The sequence below is a fragment of the Polynucleobacter sp. JS-JIR-5-A7 genome (genome assembly GCF_018687935.1).
Classification (GTDB): Bacteria; Pseudomonadota; Gammaproteobacteria; order Burkholderiales; family Burkholderiaceae; genus Polynucleobacter.
In genome coordinates this window covers 1,584,589-1,598,200 of the sequence record NZ_CP061308.1, presented here as the reverse complement: position 1 = coordinate 1,598,200, position 13,612 = coordinate 1,584,589, and the positions used below count along the sequence as shown (strand labels likewise).

The window sequence follows — 13,612 nt, the reverse complement described above, 5'->3', positions numbered from 1 at the left end:
ATGATCCATTGGGACGAGGCGGGTCAATCTTGCGCTGCTAAATGGCATTCCGAAAATGGTATTGCTTCGCATAAAAAAATTCAGATTGGCGACGATACGCTAACGGCAGATATTGCATACCGTATGGCATGCGAAGGTACTGCAATTCTCTATAGAGGCGACTTTCAGAATGCACGCCAGTTACTACAAGCTTTAGTCAGAAGAGTAGATAAGCCATCCAAAAAATCTAAACGGGTGGATCGTATCGAAAAAGACAAAACGAAAAGTTCTCTAGATACTTTCAATTTGCATCGTCTCTCTCAATCACAGCGTGCTCGTATTTTAGGAATGTTGCTCATTCAAGTGAATGCAGATCACACCATTTCCTTAAGGCGTGCTCCAGATGTAGCACAAGCTTGTCTTGAGGCATATGGGGATCAGAATGAGTCGTATGTCATCTCCTTACGAGAATTACTCGGTGTTATCAGTGCGCATGAGTGGCGCAAGAAGGGCGTGCCGATTTTGGCAAGAGATGATGAAGAGATTCGCATTCATCCACACTATGGCGTTTTTTCACCAATTCGCGGGGAATATATTGAGCTTGTTCTCAAGGCACCACTTCCAAGCGCCCTCAAAGAAAATTCGACTGCTTTTGATATCGGTGTGGGTACAGGCGTCCTATCAATAGTATTAGCAATGCGAGAAATCAAAAAGATCATTGGCACTGATCAAGATGATCGCGCCATTGCTTGTGCACAGGAAAATATTGATTGCCTGAATCTGGACAATCAGATTGAAATTCAAAAAAGGCATTTATTCCCTGAAGGAAACGCGGCCTTGGTTGTCTGTAACCCACCTTGGCTACCAGCAAGACCAAGTTCATCTCTGGAGCATGCGGTTTATGATCCAGATAGTCAGATGCTCAAGGGTTTCTTAAGTCAATTGAAAGATCACTTACTCCCAAAAGGTGAGGGTTGGTTGATTCTGTCAGATCTAGCCGAGCACTTAGGCTTGCGTACCAGAGAAGAGTTACTTGCTTGGATTGATGCTGCTGGTCTCAAGGTGATTGCTCGATTGGATGCCAAGCCACAACATCAAAAGGTATTTGATAAGACGGATGCATTACATAAAGCCCGATCTCAAGAGACTACATCTCTCTGGCGTCTAGCAATATTTGGCAATACTCATTAGTAAAAATATCCCTACAGCATCTATCCTCATTTGCGTCAGGGTTGTTAATGGCAAGCTTCATCCCTAAAATCATTCGGTACTACTTTTATTTGCGATGTGTTTTACACAATCGTCAGTAAATATATTGTGATGTTCTGCTCATTGGTTTTTAAGGAAGAAATGTGTATTGCGGCTTGCAAATCAGAAATTTTTATCTTATTTTATTTGTCCTGATTGCTCATGCCCTTCTGTTGGTTGGCTCATTTATTTCTTATTCTTCGAGAGGTTTGAAATCACCCTCTGAACTGATGATTATGGATTTACGAGATTTAGATCAGGGTTCATCGCTGCAGCGAAAATCCGCGATAACACTACAAGCCAGCACATCAAATACATCATCTACCAGTATTCAATCAGGTTCTCCTGGCAAGCAAGCCTCTCTTCCTCTTACCCAAGATGCCCTAATACCTGGCGCCATCAGTCGACAAAAAATTGATGGTTCAAAACCTACTTACCCTTTAATTAGTAGGCGTCTTAAGCAGGAGGGCGTCGTTCTAGTGAAACTCTGCGTTAACCCAAGGGGTACGGTAGAAAAAGTCGATGTTCTTAGGAGCTCTGGATATCCAAGTTTAGATAATTCGGCATTGAATGCATTAGCAAAATGGAAGTTTTCATCTTCTGCGGATTCATTTGATAGCAATGCAGTTGACTGTTTCCGTTTGCCAGTGCAATTTACCTTAGAGGCTTAATCTCAATGGATAACAGTATGGCTAATTCTGAGCTAAAGCCCAACGCATCTTGTCGAGATCTACCTCAAATTATTTCCAGCAAAACTTTACTGGGTCCAAAAGAACTAATATTCATTGAGCATGATGGGCATCGATATCAATTACGTATCACCAAATTGAGGAAGCTCATTCTCACAAAATAAGAAGTTTATCAATTAGCAGCCAGCAAGAGCATTTTCATATGCAAATAGCCAGCGATTTTTTGTTGTTATCACTGGAGGTTGTATATGAAGTATCACGTCATTGGAAGCGCCTGCAATAAGATTGTTTGGTTTTCATCTATCGCGTTAGTGTTTGGAAGTGCACTTTCAAATTTAGCAAAAGCCAAGGATATTGAACTACCCAGAATCGATATTGTGGCAAAAGAGGAGGGTGCTTCTCGTCAGATTCCCGGAACAGTTGACGTTGTGACTGAAAAGCAAATTGAATTACTTCAGCCACTTTCTCTTCAAGATGTATTAAAAACAGTCCCAGGTGTGAACGTTCGCGGAGACGAGGGCGGTCTTGGATCTATTCCCAATATTGGTATTCGCGGACTGAACCCCAGTCGCAGTTCTAAAGTCCTGCTTTTAGAGGATGGGGCACCCATTCAACCCAGCTTATTTATTTCCAATGCTTCGTACTATAGTCCTCCAGTCGAACGCATTAGCAGTATTGAGATCTTAAAGGGTGCTTCTGGACTTCAGTACGGCCCATCCAACATCGGTGGTGTGATCAATTACCTGAGTAAAACTCCCGCTTCGGGTTTTAAATTAACCGGTAAGCTTGGTAATTATGGATACCATTTGGCAGAAATAGAGGCTGGCGGAAAATCTGATTCCAATGGAATGATTGGAGGGATTAATGTCATCCAAGCTGAGTCGAATGGTTATCAAAATAATGGATTCAAGATGTATGACATCTTGCTCAAAGGAGGTATGCAAGTTGCTCAGAATCAGTGGTTAAGTCTGAAATATAGCCACTACGACAACAACATCAATACCTCTTATGTTGGTCTGCGTCCAAATCAGTTTGTAGCGAACTCGGGCATTAATCCAGCCCCTAACGATCGCTTTATTACGCAAAGAAATGCAGTAGACCTCAACCATTCATTGGAGATTGACTCTGATACCAAGATCAATACATTGGTGTATTGGAGTAGGTTGGGGCGAGATTACTGGAGGCAGTCAATTGCAGATCGCACCCAGGATGCAACAGTTTTTAAGCCCTGCAATGTTGGAGCAGATTGTTTGGCAGGTCGCAATCGAGAGTTTCAAATGCTAGGAATAGATTCCCGTGTTTCATATGCCTATGAAGCTCTTGGCATCTCTAATGAGGCTGAGTTTGGTATTCGCCTACATACAGAGTCACAGTCTAATCAAGTTGTGACTTCGCAAACCTTTGCACATTCTGGACGGCTTTCATTACATGAGGAAAATAAGGCTAACTCAGTTGCAATGTACGCTCAAAACCGATTCTCAATTACTCAAAACTTTGCCCTGATTCCTGGGGTCCGAATTGAAAGCTATAACCAAAATCGTTCTAATGTGATTTCAGGTAAAAGTGGTAATGCCAAGAATATTGAAACTGTTCCCCAGCTTGGCGCCACTTGGCAACTCATTCCAGAGGCACAGATTTATAGCAGCATTTATAAGGGCTTTGCTCCAGCTCAATTAGCTACAGCAATTGATGATAAAGGAGTAGATCAACAGCTTGCTCCAGAGCGTTCTACAAATATGGAGCTGGGATTGAGGGGCCGCTCGGGAGCTCTTTCTTATGACTCTGCTGTTTTCAGTATGGATTTCAGTAATCAGATCGTCAATCAGAGTCTTGCTTCAGGAATATCAAAAGCAAATGGCGGAAAGAGTCTGCATCAAGGTCTTGAATTGGCTTTAGGCTATGAGCTGGGTCGAGGCTGGAGTCTCAACACTAATGCAACCTATATACCTGTTGCTAAGTTTGTTGGTACGAGCTCAATGGGAAGGGATGGCAAACGAATTCCTTACACGCCCGAGCTCACTTCTAACTTAGGTATCAATTATCAAAAAAATGGCTTCAATACTTTAGTCTCAGTCAATTATATTTCTGCTCAATACGCTGATGCAGCAAATACAGTTACACAAAATGCAATTGGAACGCTGGGTGAGATTCCTGCCTTCGCAATGGTTAACTGGAGTGCAAACTACGCTATCAATAAAGAGTGGAAAGTATTTGGCGTGGTGAATAATCTATTCGATAAGCGTTATATCGCTAGCCGTAGCCCAGATGGAATCTTTCCAGGGGCGCCCCTTAATTTCCAAGCGGGCATGAGTTATCAGTTCAATTAACGAGGTAGAAAAATGCCACTCTTGTGAGTGGCATTTGCCTCAGGTTGGTCTGATAACTCTTTTGGGGTTCTCTTCATAAGGTGGAGAGTAGATGACCAAGACCTTCACTGGTTCTTCACTGATGACGGTAAATACATGCATGGCATCTGCAGGGAAAAAACAGGCATCACCTGGGCCCATTTCACAGACTTCGCCATTCACTTCAGCTCTGGCGCGTCCTTCGAGCATATAGCAGACCTGTTCTATTCCAGGGTGAGCATGGGGTAGAGCGCCCTTACCTTTTTCAATGGTGCCATGAAGCACTTCTAGCTGTTTTGCGCCAACAGTCTCACTACCGATGAGTCGACGATTGACGGTCCCATGATGGTTTGCTGGGTGATAGCCTTCAACTTCTCCAGCTTTAACGAAGTAACGTGATTTAGTATTGCTCATCGATGTGCTTTCTAAATAAATATCAATAAGATTTTGGTAGGCCTAAGACCTTTTCGGCAATAAAACAAAGAATGAGTTGTGGGCTAACCGGGGCTAAACGTGGAATCCATGACTCTCGAAGATAGCGCTCTACATGGTATTCCTTGGCATAACCCATGCCACCATGAGTCATGATGGCATTCTCGCAGGCATGAAAACAGGCTTCTGCTGCTAGGTACTTAGCAGCATTTGCTTCTGCGGCGCAAGACAGTTTTGCATCATACAAACTCGCAGCCTTAAATACCATGAGGTCAGCAGCTTCTAATTCCATCCAAGATTTAGCTAGTGGGTGTTGAATGCCTTGGTTTTGACCTATAGGTCGATCAAACACAATCCGTTCTTTTGCATACAGAGCTCCGCGAGCTAAGGCTGCTTGACCAAGACCAATGGCTTCAGCCGCAATCAAAATTCTTTCGGGATTTAAGCCATGCAGAATATAAGAGAAGCCTTTACCCTCTTCTCCAATTAAATCTTGTACTGGAATCTTTAGCTGATCAATAAACACTTCGTTAGAGTCGACACATTTACGACCCATTTTTTCAATTTCACGCACATCAATACAGGAGCGATCGAGGTCGGTATAAAACAGGGATAGACCTTCAGTGCCCTTCGCGTCTTCAACAGGCGTAGTACGTGCTAGCAGTAAAATTTTTGTAGCAACCTGAGCGGTCGAAATCCAAATCTTTTGTCCGCTTACAAGGTAGTGATCTTCCTGTTTCTCAGCTTTAGTCGAAAGCTTAAGGGTATTGAGGCCAGCATTAGGTTCTGTCACCCCAAAACAGGCGCGATCTTTGCCTGCAATTAATGGCGGTAACCAGCGTTGCTTTTGTTCATCTGAACCAAATACGACTACTGGGTGCAAACCAAAAATATTCATGTGCACTGCAGAGGCCCCGGATAAGCCTGCGCCACTTCCTGAGATAGTGCGCATCATTAAGGCGGCTTCAGTAATGCCTAGACCTGCACCACCATATTCTTGGGGCATTGCTATTCCCAGCCAGCCAGCATCGGCTAGTGTTTGATGGAAATCAAAGGGAAAGTCGCCCAACTGGTCTTTTTTAAGCCAATAGTCTGCATCGAATGGTTTACACAGTTTTTCAATAGCATCTTGAATTTGCAGCTGCTCTGGCGTGAACTGAAAATTCATTTTTTCATTCCTGAGCGGATTAAGGATGCAATAGCATCTTCTGCGTAACCCAGTTCCCGCAAAATCTCGGCAGTGTGTTGACCGAGTGTGGGGGCGGGACTGAGGTTTTCTTCTGCAGGCGTTTCAGACCAAGATACGGGACTATTCATGACCCGAATTTGTCCTTCACTCGGATGATTTTCAGTATGGATGAATGCAGTCTGATTGAGGTGCTCATCCTGAATTAAATCGCTAATCGAATTCATGGGCTGATTTGGTAGGTCGTACTGATCCAGAAGTTGACGCCACTGCGAAGTAGTTCTGGTTTGAATGATTTTCTCAACCTCGCTATAAACCTGGTCGATATTGTTGGCGCGATTCGTGTGCGTGCAAAAGATTTCTTCCTGTAGTCGCTCTGCTTGGCCAATGGCCTCAAAAAAACTTTTCCAATGTTTATCGTTATAGATCAGGATGGAGATATAGCCATCTTGTGTGGCATATGGTTTGCGGTAGTGGGATAGAAGTCGGGCATATCCCGATTTACCAATCGGGGGGATGAAGGATTCTCCGCCTAGGTGATCTCCTAAAATAAACTGGGCAATCGATTCAAACATGGGAACTACAACGTGTTGCCCCTTACCTGTTTTTTCTCTGGCGTATAAGGCTGAAGTCACTGCATATACTGAATGAAGACCCGTGACCCTGTCGCCCAAAGTAGTCGGGGCATAGCGAGGTTCGTGTACCCCATGTTCTTGCATTAACCAGGGTACACCTGTGGCGCCTTGGATCAAGTCATCATAAGCAGGTTTGTCTGCATATGGTCCATTCAGGCCAAATCCTGAGCAGGAAACATAAATAATCTTCTCATTTACCTTTTTTACATCTGCATAACCTAAACCAAGACGATCGAGCGCTTGAGGTCTGATATTAGAAATAAAGACATCTACCGTTTTCGCAAGATCTAATGTGACTTGCTTGGATTCGGGATCTTTCAGATCCAAAACGATACTCTTTTTACCGCGATTGGCTTGTAAAAAGATGTGACCCATCTTTGGATTTCTCATGGGGCCAACATCGCGCATATTGTCACCCTCAGGAGTTTCAATCTTAATAATTTCTGCGCCCATGGATGCCAATATTTGAGTCGCAAAAGGTCCCAATATGACTGAGGTCAAATCTAAAATGCGAACGCCAGCTAATGGGCCCATCATACTCCTTGAGAATTTACGAATTAGTTAAGTTCAGACTTAATGCCTGATTGAATAATCAACTTACCCCAGTAGGCCATTTGATCACTAACGTATTGAGCAAAGTCTTGTGGGTTCTTGGATGGCCAAATGACAAAGCCAAGTTGTGCTAATTTGGCTTGCACTTCTTTATCTTTAGTAGCCTCTTGAATCGCAGCATTGATTTTGTCTATGATGGGCTTAGGAAGATTGGCTGGACCAAAAACTCCATTCCATGACACAAGATCAAAGCCTGCGATGGTTTTCGCAATAGGTGGAACATTCGGTAATTGTGCATAAGGTCTGTTACCAGTTAAACCAATGGCGCGTACTTTACCGGCTTTAATCATCGCCATCCCTGAACCTGTATCTGCCACATACACCTGAATTTGATTTCCAATAAGATCAGTCAGCGCTTGTGGGCTGGATTTATAGGGAATTTGTGTCATGCTAATTTTGGTCAAATGCATGATCGTTTCGGTTGTCACTAGTGAAGTACTGTTTGGTGTGCCATAAGATAGTTTGCCAGGATTGGCTTTGGCGTAATCAATCAGTTCTTGGACGGTTTTAACGGGGAGGTCGTTGTTCACACAAAGCACGAATGGTAGTTCACCAACGCGTGCAATCGGTGTGAAGTCTTTAATGGGGTCGTACTTTAGATTTTGAAATAACCAAGGGTTGGCTGAGTGCGAAGTATTGGTAGTCATCAACAGGGTATAGCCATCAGGCTTGGCTGAGGCTACTAGTTGAGCGCCAATCTGTGCGCTCGCACCAGGTTTGTTATCAATGATGACGGGCTGTCCTAAGATACTGCTCATCTTGGTCGCCATCACACGAGCGACTCCATCTGTCCCGCTACCAGCTGCAAAAGGCACAACCATCGTGATATTCGAGGATGGATAGCTTTGCGCGGCACAGTGTAATGAGCCTGCGGTAAGCGCGAGTGCAAAGAGTGTACGTAATCTATTCATATTAATCTCCGGTTGATTTTTTAGCAGTAATGGCGCGTCCAGCACGAGAAGCGTTGGGCCTACCAATTTTTTCGGTGATGTATTCGCCAGCGTTAATTGCGGCGTCAAAGTCGATACCTGTTTCAATGCTCAACCCTTTGAGCATATATAAGACATCTTCGGTAGCGACATTGCCAGTTGCACCTTTGGCATAAGGGCAGCCACCTAATCCAGCAATGGAGGAGTGAAAAATACTGATACCCATTTCCATGGCAGCATAAATATTGGCAAGCGATTGCCCATAGGTGTCATGAAAGTGCCCAGAGAATAATTCTTTAGGAGCAAATGCCAGTATTTCTTCAAATACTGCAGCAACCTGTCCGGGAGTGCCCACTCCAATCGTATCTGCAATATCGATTTCATCGCAACCTAAATCCATCATTCTTTTAACTACCTCAGCAACTTGCCTAGGCTCTACTAAACCTTGATAGGGGCAACCAAATGAACATGAGATGCTGCCGCGAACCCGAATACCATCACGTTTGGCGGCATTGACTACAGGAATAAAACGCTCAACCGATTCAGCGATACTGCAATTGATATTTTTTTGAGCAAAGACTTCGGAGGCAGCAGAAAAGATGACGATCTCATCTGTTTTTGCTGCTAATGCGTCCTCATATCCTTTCATATTGGGGGTGAGGGCCGAATAGATGATGCCTGATTTCCTGGCAATCGTAGCCATCACTTCAGCGCTGCCTGCCATTTGTGGAATCCACTTAGGCGATACAAAGGAGGCTGCTTCGATATTGGGGAAGCCTGCATTGGAAAGTTGATTGATGAGCTCAACTTTGGTCTCAATGGGCACAAACTCTTTTTCATTTTGCAAGCCATCTCTAGGGCCTACTTCAACGATCTTGACCTTTTTAGGAAGATTTGGTGATGACTTCATTTGCTTTTCTCGAGAAAGGCTTTCATGCGAGCTTGCGCTTCATCACTAGTGCGAATATTGGCGATCCGTTTTACGGTCTCCTCAATTAAAGGATTTGTAATAGCTTGATGTGAAATATCCTGCACAATTTTTTTGCACGCCATCACCGCCATCTGACCATTACTAATAATGCTTTGACAGATCTCATTGACTTTACTGTCAAGTGCTTCTGGGTCAACTAGCTCATGGACAAAACCTAGATCCTTTGCATGAGCAGCAGTAAAGACTTCTGCAGTAACAAAATATCTACGTGATGCTTGTTCACCTAGCGCTCTAATGACATAAGGGGCGATTGTTGCTGGTAACAAACCTAATTTAGCTTCCGATATGCAGAAGCGAACTTGTGAGGAGGCAACTACGATGTCGCATACTGCAGCTAATCCGACGCCACCAGCATAGGCATCGCCTTGCACTTTGGCAATTACTGGTTTTGGGCAGGAATAAATAGCATTGAGCATCAGCGCCATCTTTCTAGAGTCAGCAATATTTTCTTCATTGGTGAACTTGGCCATACTCTTCATCCAATTGAGATCAGCGCCCGCACAAAAACTTTTACCCAAAGCTTGAAGCACAATCACTCGACAGTGATCATCAGCCCCTAACTTTGTAAAGACATCATGCAACTCGCCAATCAAACCCGCGTTAAAAGCATTGCGTACTTCAGGTCGGTTTAAAGTGACTCGTACCAAGTCCGCACCCTCAACGGTGAGGTATTGGTAGGTAGGCAATTGATTGTTGGCCAACTTCAGTCTCCAGTTTCTTGATTTTTCTTTAATTTACTGGAAACCCAGGAATTTCGTTTTATTGTCTAGCAAAATACATTAACGGCGCGATATCGCCCTTATCCGCAGTGCGCAGTGCTGATAAGTAGTTTTGGCGGACAACATCTAGGTTGGTGATTGCAGTATTACTACCCCAAGAAAATCTCTTGCCACCAAGATTGACAATGAGTGCGTCTGCTATGAGGCGAGCATGTCGACCATTACCGTTCGGAAACGCATGGATTAGCACAAGTTGATGATGAAAGCGCACTACGATTTCATCAATGGACATCGCTTTATTTTTAATCTGATAGCTAGTGTTATCTAAGAGATTCTTAAGGGCAACAGCAATCTGGGTCCAGTCAATACCGATATTCTTAGCGCTCTTTCTGAACGTGCCAGCCCAGAGTCATGTTTGGTTAAACATACGGCGATGTAGCTCACGTACCAGCCCTTCATTCAAGCCTTGAATAATCTTTTGACGCGCGATCCAATTTGCGCCTTCGACAATATTCAATTCTTCCCAAGCATTTAAATCAGCTTGCGTACTAATGTGTTTTGGAATAAGACCAAGGGCTTCATCTGGATCAATCGGAGTAGCCCCTAGCGGATATTCAAAACGAATCACCACAGATTCCTTCTAGGACCATCCAAAATCTCTTTCGCCAGTAGTTGCAGTTGCTTTTCACTGGCAGACTTGTCCACCGCCTGATCTTCAAGACTCATTGAGTGAGAAATGGGGCGCAAGCGCTCCCGCGCAACAGAAATAGCACGATCTTCCAGGATTTCCTCTAATGACTTGCGTGGCACCAGGGTGTATTGCAATTCACAATCTAAAGCGTTAGCCAGTTTTCTGAGACTAGCCAAGGTGATTTTTTCATCTACCTCAGCTTTTTCTAGCTTGGCGATGCTATGGGGTGTAACACCCAGCTTACGAGCCAATGCAGATGCTGACATGCCTAAGGATTCTCGAATGGCTTTAGCCCACCCATTACCTGGGCGGTTTGGAAGGTGAGTTTCCCTTAACTTAGTAAGGGTAGATTCCATTTGATGGAGCTGTAGGTTAGCGAATTTCTTATTCATATTGATACCTATGGGTATTAATTAATAATCATAATTGTAACTTACAGGTATCAATAATGAAACTAATTTAATACCCATAGGTACCAAATATTTATAAGAACAAAGGTTTTTTACTACAATAGACTTGTAAACCTGCCTTCACTGTAAAGAAAAACGCCACCCTATTAGGTGGCGTTAGACTGTTACAGACTTCAAAATGGTGGAGTCGGCGGGAATCGAACCCGCGTCCGCAAATCCTCCACAACAAGTTCTACATACTTAGTCATATCGTTTGATTTAATCAGTTAGGCACGGATTGACACGTTCCTCGCTGACGATTCACTAGGTTTTCGTACTATTCTTCGTGACGCAAAATAGTCTTATCTCTTGTAAATGACCCTGATGTAGCTTGCGCTACCTGACCCAAGAGAGAATCAGTTCAGGGGCAACCGCAATTAAGCGGCTAGTGCGTAACGTTCGTCGTTAGCAGTTATTACATTCCCATTGATTTACGAGATAACGGGTCCTCGGTATGCCCTTGATGCTTTGTAATCCACGTCGAAACCATGTCGACCCCAGAGTTCATGCATAGGAGGATCTATTTTAAAGCCGCTGGCCTTAAATTGTTGAATATCTTTGACTTAACCCTGATTGGGGAAGATAATTTTTATTAGTTCGAGTGGGGTATTGATGATGAAATCTGCGCCCCAGGCCTCAGGAGGCTCTTTGCAGCCACAATAACCATAGGCAGCCGCAACGGTTTGCATGCCCGCTGCTTTGCCTGCAATCACATCCCGAATATCGTCGCCAATGTAAATGGATTTTGCAGGGTCAATACTGGCGATCCTTGCGGCATGCAATATCGGCTCAGGATGGGGTTTTGCATGCGCTGTAGTGTCACCCGAGACTGTCGATATGGCCCTTTGATGTAGGCCCATTTGTTCAGTAATGGGCCTAGTAAATCGTTCATGTTTGTTGGTAACAATTCCCCAAGGAATGCTGGCGGCTTCGAGTTGATCTAGCACCTGACTTATCCCATCAAATAAAGTGCTATTCACCATCAGCGCATTTTCGTAATTACTTAAAAATTCATCTCGCAAAGAGAGGTAATCGGGGTGATCAGGGCTCATTCCGAATGCACCTTCAATTAGCCCGCGGGCACCAGCAGAGGCATAAGGGCGAAGCAGTTCATATGGTTTTGGCGATGCCTTGCGCGCTAGGACGAGTTGATTCACTGCAGCCACCAAGTCGGGCGCAGTATCTGCGAGAGTGCCGTCTAGATCAAAGAAGACTCCCTCGTAAGGACTCGATAAGTGATTCACGCTCTGAATCACTTTCGCACTGCAATCATATAGTTCACATCTACATCATCATTCAAGCTATAGACTTGTGTGAGCGGGTTGTAAGTCATACCCTTCATGCCAAGCATCTCCAAGCCTGCCTGTCGTGTAAAAGCGACCAACTCAGATGGCTTAATAAATTTAGCGTATTCGTGAGTACCTTTAGGCAGTAGTTTGAGGATGTACTCTGCGCCAATAATGGCAAATAAGTAGGACTTCGGATTGCGATTGAGAGTACTGAAAAATAATGTGCCACCAGGTTTACAGAGTTTGGCACAAGCACGTACTACGGAAGCTGGGTCTGGAACGTGTTCGAGCATTTCCATGCAAGTAACAACATCGTATTGTTCGGGATGTTCTTCAGCCAAGGCTTCTGCTGAGATAGAGCGATAGGTGAGCTTAGCGCCCACTTCTAATGCGTGTAGCTCTGCAACCTTTAATGCCTTTTCAGATAAATCGATACCAGTAGTATCGGCGCCTGATTTTGCTATTGATTCCGCTAGAATGCCACCACCACAACCAATATCGACTACCTTCTTACCCTCAAGATTCACGATGGATTGAATCCAATTGAGGCGTAATGGATTGATTGCGTGCAAGGGTTTGAATTCGCTATTAGGATCCCACCAACGATGGGCTAGGGCGCTAAATTTAGCTATTTCGGATTGATCGACGTTCATATTGGGTTCATTCAGTGTGAGACTGTTTGTGAAGTTTATGAATATAGTGGAAATAAAAAAGCCCGCTAGAAGCGGGCTTTTTTACAAGTAAAAAGAATTACTTAGCAGCTGTACCAACAACTTCGATGTCAGTACGGCGGTTCTTGGCGCGACCTTCTTCAGTTGCATTGCTTGCAACTGGATTGCTCTTACCTTTTGATTCTGTGTAGATACGGCTACCGTCAACACCCTTGCTTACCAAGTATGCTTTAACGGATTGCGCACGACGCTGACCGAGGGCCATGTTGTATGCATCTGAACCAACGCTATCAGTGTTACCAACAGCAATAATTACTTCTAACTTGATCTTGCCCAAATCTCTAGCGATCTTGTCCAAAGTTGCTTTGCCTTCTGGCTTCAAATCAGACTTGTTGAAGTCATACAGTGTGTCAGCTTGCAAAGTAATCTTGCTTTGGCTAACGCCAGAAGCAGCAGCAGCAGGAGCAGCAGTCAAAGCACCGTCGCAACCTTTAGCAGCAGTTGCAGGAGTCCAGCTGTTGTCACGCCAGCACAATGCGCCGTCGCCGTTTTTCCAGTTCAAGCCAGAGCCGTTTTCCCAGTTATCAGAAGCCATAGCTGCAGAAGCAGACACGGTAACAACAGAAGCTAACAACACTCTTAGTGTTTTGTTCATTTTTAGTCCTCAAAAATCTCTTTTTTAATTAAAGTCAAACTTAAATGTAATTCGCCCTACTTTGAAGCAAAAAACCGCAAAGCGACACATCT

The 13,612-nt window shown here is 44.2% G+C and carries 15 protein-coding genes, 1 other RNA gene and 1 pseudogene; 4 read left to right on the top strand and 13 right to left on the bottom strand.

The window, feature by feature from the left end:
* The 4 genes from AOC29_RS08330 (at window position 1) to AOC29_RS08315 (ending at window position 4,243) form a co-directional block, all read left to right on the top strand.
* Window positions 1-1,170: a class I SAM-dependent methyltransferase gene (locus AOC29_RS08330; protein ID WP_215297462.1), complete on the top strand. Its 1,170-nt coding sequence runs from the start codon at window positions 1-3 to the stop codon at window positions 1,168-1,170.
* Window positions 1,171-1,436: 266 nt separating this feature from the next.
* Window positions 1,437-1,898, top strand: coding sequence for an energy transducer TonB (locus tag AOC29_RS08325; protein WP_215295496.1), 462 nt, complete (start codon window positions 1,437-1,439; stop codon window positions 1,896-1,898).
* Between the two features lie 5 nt (window positions 1,899-1,903).
* The gene (locus AOC29_RS08320; protein ID WP_323481956.1) at window positions 1,904-2,080 is read left to right on the top strand and encodes a hemin uptake protein HemP; all 177 of its coding nucleotides are present in this window, start codon (window positions 1,904-1,906) and stop codon (window positions 2,078-2,080) included.
* Window positions 2,081-2,164: 84 nt separating this feature from the next.
* A complete protein-coding gene (locus AOC29_RS08315) occupies window positions 2,165-4,243 on the top strand; it encodes a TonB-dependent receptor domain-containing protein (RefSeq protein WP_215295493.1) in 2,079 nt (692 codons plus the stop codon).
* 39 nt (window positions 4,244-4,282) lie between these two features.
* Here the strand turns inward: AOC29_RS08315 and AOC29_RS08310 are convergent, their stop codons facing one another.
* The 13 genes and pseudogenes from AOC29_RS08310 to ompA all read right to left on the bottom strand — a co-directional run bounded on the left by AOC29_RS08310 (window position 4,283) and on the right by ompA (window position 13,520).
* Complete coding sequence (locus AOC29_RS08310) at window positions 4,283-4,675, bottom strand: cupin domain-containing protein (protein ID WP_215295491.1); 393 nt, start codon at window positions 4,673-4,675, stop codon at window positions 4,283-4,285.
* 22 nt (window positions 4,676-4,697) lie between these two features.
* The gene (locus AOC29_RS08305) at window positions 4,698-5,861 is read right to left on the bottom strand and encodes an acyl-CoA dehydrogenase family protein (protein WP_215295489.1); all 1,164 of its coding nucleotides are present in this window, start codon (window positions 5,859-5,861) and stop codon (window positions 4,698-4,700) included.
* Window positions 5,858-7,051: a CaiB/BaiF CoA-transferase family protein gene (locus AOC29_RS08300; protein WP_215295487.1), complete on the bottom strand. Its 1,194-nt coding sequence runs from the start codon at window positions 7,049-7,051 to the stop codon at window positions 5,858-5,860. The genes AOC29_RS08305 and AOC29_RS08300 overlap by 4 nt, the downstream gene beginning before the upstream one ends.
* Before the next feature lie 20 nt (window positions 7,052-7,071).
* Window positions 7,072-8,037: a tripartite tricarboxylate transporter substrate binding protein gene (locus AOC29_RS08295; RefSeq protein ID WP_251369968.1), complete on the bottom strand. Its 966-nt coding sequence runs from the start codon at window positions 8,035-8,037 to the stop codon at window positions 7,072-7,074.
* Window position 8,038: 1 nt separating this feature from the next.
* Window positions 8,039-8,965 (bottom strand): hydroxymethylglutaryl-CoA lyase, encoded by a 927-nt coding sequence (locus AOC29_RS08290; RefSeq protein WP_215295485.1) that lies wholly within the window; start codon window positions 8,963-8,965, stop codon window positions 8,039-8,041.
* Window positions 8,962-9,747, bottom strand: a complete 786-nt coding sequence (locus AOC29_RS08285) for an enoyl-CoA hydratase/isomerase family protein (RefSeq protein ID WP_371819520.1) — start codon at window positions 9,745-9,747, stop codon at window positions 8,962-8,964. The genes AOC29_RS08290 and AOC29_RS08285 overlap by 4 nt, the downstream gene beginning before the upstream one ends.
* Window positions 9,748-9,805: 58 nt before the next feature.
* Window positions 9,806-10,159 (bottom strand): annotated as a pseudogene (locus AOC29_RS11360) (mobile mystery protein B); the annotation flags it as partial.
* A gap of 15 nt (window positions 10,160-10,174) precedes the next feature.
* Window positions 10,175-10,393 carry a hypothetical protein gene (locus AOC29_RS11355; RefSeq protein ID WP_251369967.1) on the bottom strand — a complete coding sequence of 73 codons (219 nt, stop codon included), beginning with the start codon at window positions 10,391-10,393 and terminating at the stop codon, window positions 10,175-10,177.
* Window positions 10,390-10,848, bottom strand: coding sequence for a mobile mystery protein A (locus AOC29_RS08275; RefSeq protein ID WP_215295483.1), 459 nt, complete (start codon window positions 10,846-10,848; stop codon window positions 10,390-10,392). The genes AOC29_RS11355 and AOC29_RS08275 overlap by 4 nt, the downstream gene beginning before the upstream one ends.
* A 197-nt stretch (window positions 10,849-11,045) precedes the next feature.
* Window positions 11,046-11,404: a transfer-messenger RNA gene (gene ssrA, locus AOC29_RS08270) on the bottom strand.
* 64 nt (window positions 11,405-11,468) lie between these two features.
* A complete protein-coding gene (locus AOC29_RS08265) occupies window positions 11,469-12,149 on the bottom strand; it encodes an HAD family hydrolase (protein ID WP_215295481.1) in 681 nt (226 codons plus the stop codon).
* 8 nt (window positions 12,150-12,157) lie between these two features.
* Complete coding sequence (gene ubiG / locus AOC29_RS08260; protein ID WP_215295479.1) at window positions 12,158-12,847, bottom strand: bifunctional 2-polyprenyl-6-hydroxyphenol methylase/3-demethylubiquinol 3-O-methyltransferase UbiG; 690 nt, start codon at window positions 12,845-12,847, stop codon at window positions 12,158-12,160.
* Window positions 12,848-12,944: 97 nt separating this feature from the next.
* Window positions 12,945-13,520 carry an outer membrane protein OmpA gene (gene ompA / locus AOC29_RS08255; RefSeq protein ID WP_215295477.1) on the bottom strand — a complete coding sequence of 192 codons (576 nt, stop codon included), beginning with the start codon at window positions 13,518-13,520 and terminating at the stop codon, window positions 12,945-12,947.
* Window positions 13,521-13,612: the final 92 nt, after the last annotated feature.

Excerpts from the sequence above, each read along its gene's own strand:
- AOC29_RS08330 (WP_215297462.1), top strand. The coding sequence starts at position 1 with ATGATCCATTGGGACGAGGCGGGTCAATCTTGCGCTGCTAAATGGCAT.
- AOC29_RS08320 (WP_323481956.1), top strand. The coding sequence starts at position 1,904 with ATGGATAACAGTATGGCTAATTCTGAGCTAAAGCCCAACGCATCTTGT.
- AOC29_RS08315 (WP_215295493.1), top strand. The coding sequence starts at position 2,165 with ATGAAGTATCACGTCATTGGAAGCGCCTGCAATAAGATTGTTTGGTTT.
- AOC29_RS08310 (WP_215295491.1), bottom strand. The coding sequence starts at position 4,675 with ATGAGCAATACTAAATCACGTTACTTCGTTAAAGCTGGAGAAGTTGAA.
- AOC29_RS08305 (WP_215295489.1), bottom strand. The coding sequence starts at position 5,861 with ATGAATTTTCAGTTCACGCCAGAGCAGCTGCAAATTCAAGATGCTATT.
- AOC29_RS08300 (WP_215295487.1), bottom strand. The coding sequence starts at position 7,051 with ATGATGGGCCCATTAGCTGGCGTTCGCATTTTAGATTTGACCTCAGTC.
- AOC29_RS08295 (WP_251369968.1), bottom strand. The coding sequence starts at position 8,037 with ATGAATAGATTACGTACACTCTTTGCACTCGCGCTTACCGCAGGCTCA.
- AOC29_RS08290 (WP_215295485.1), bottom strand. The coding sequence starts at position 8,965 with ATGAAGTCATCACCAAATCTTCCTAAAAAGGTCAAGATCGTTGAAGTA.
- AOC29_RS08275 (WP_215295483.1), bottom strand. The coding sequence starts at position 10,848 with ATGAATAAGAAATTCGCTAACCTACAGCTCCATCAAATGGAATCTACC.
- ubiG (WP_215295479.1), bottom strand. The coding sequence starts at position 12,847 with ATGAACGTCGATCAATCCGAAATAGCTAAATTTAGCGCCCTAGCCCAT.
- ompA (WP_215295477.1), bottom strand. The coding sequence starts at position 13,520 with ATGAACAAAACACTAAGAGTGTTGTTAGCTTCTGTTGTTACCGTGTCT.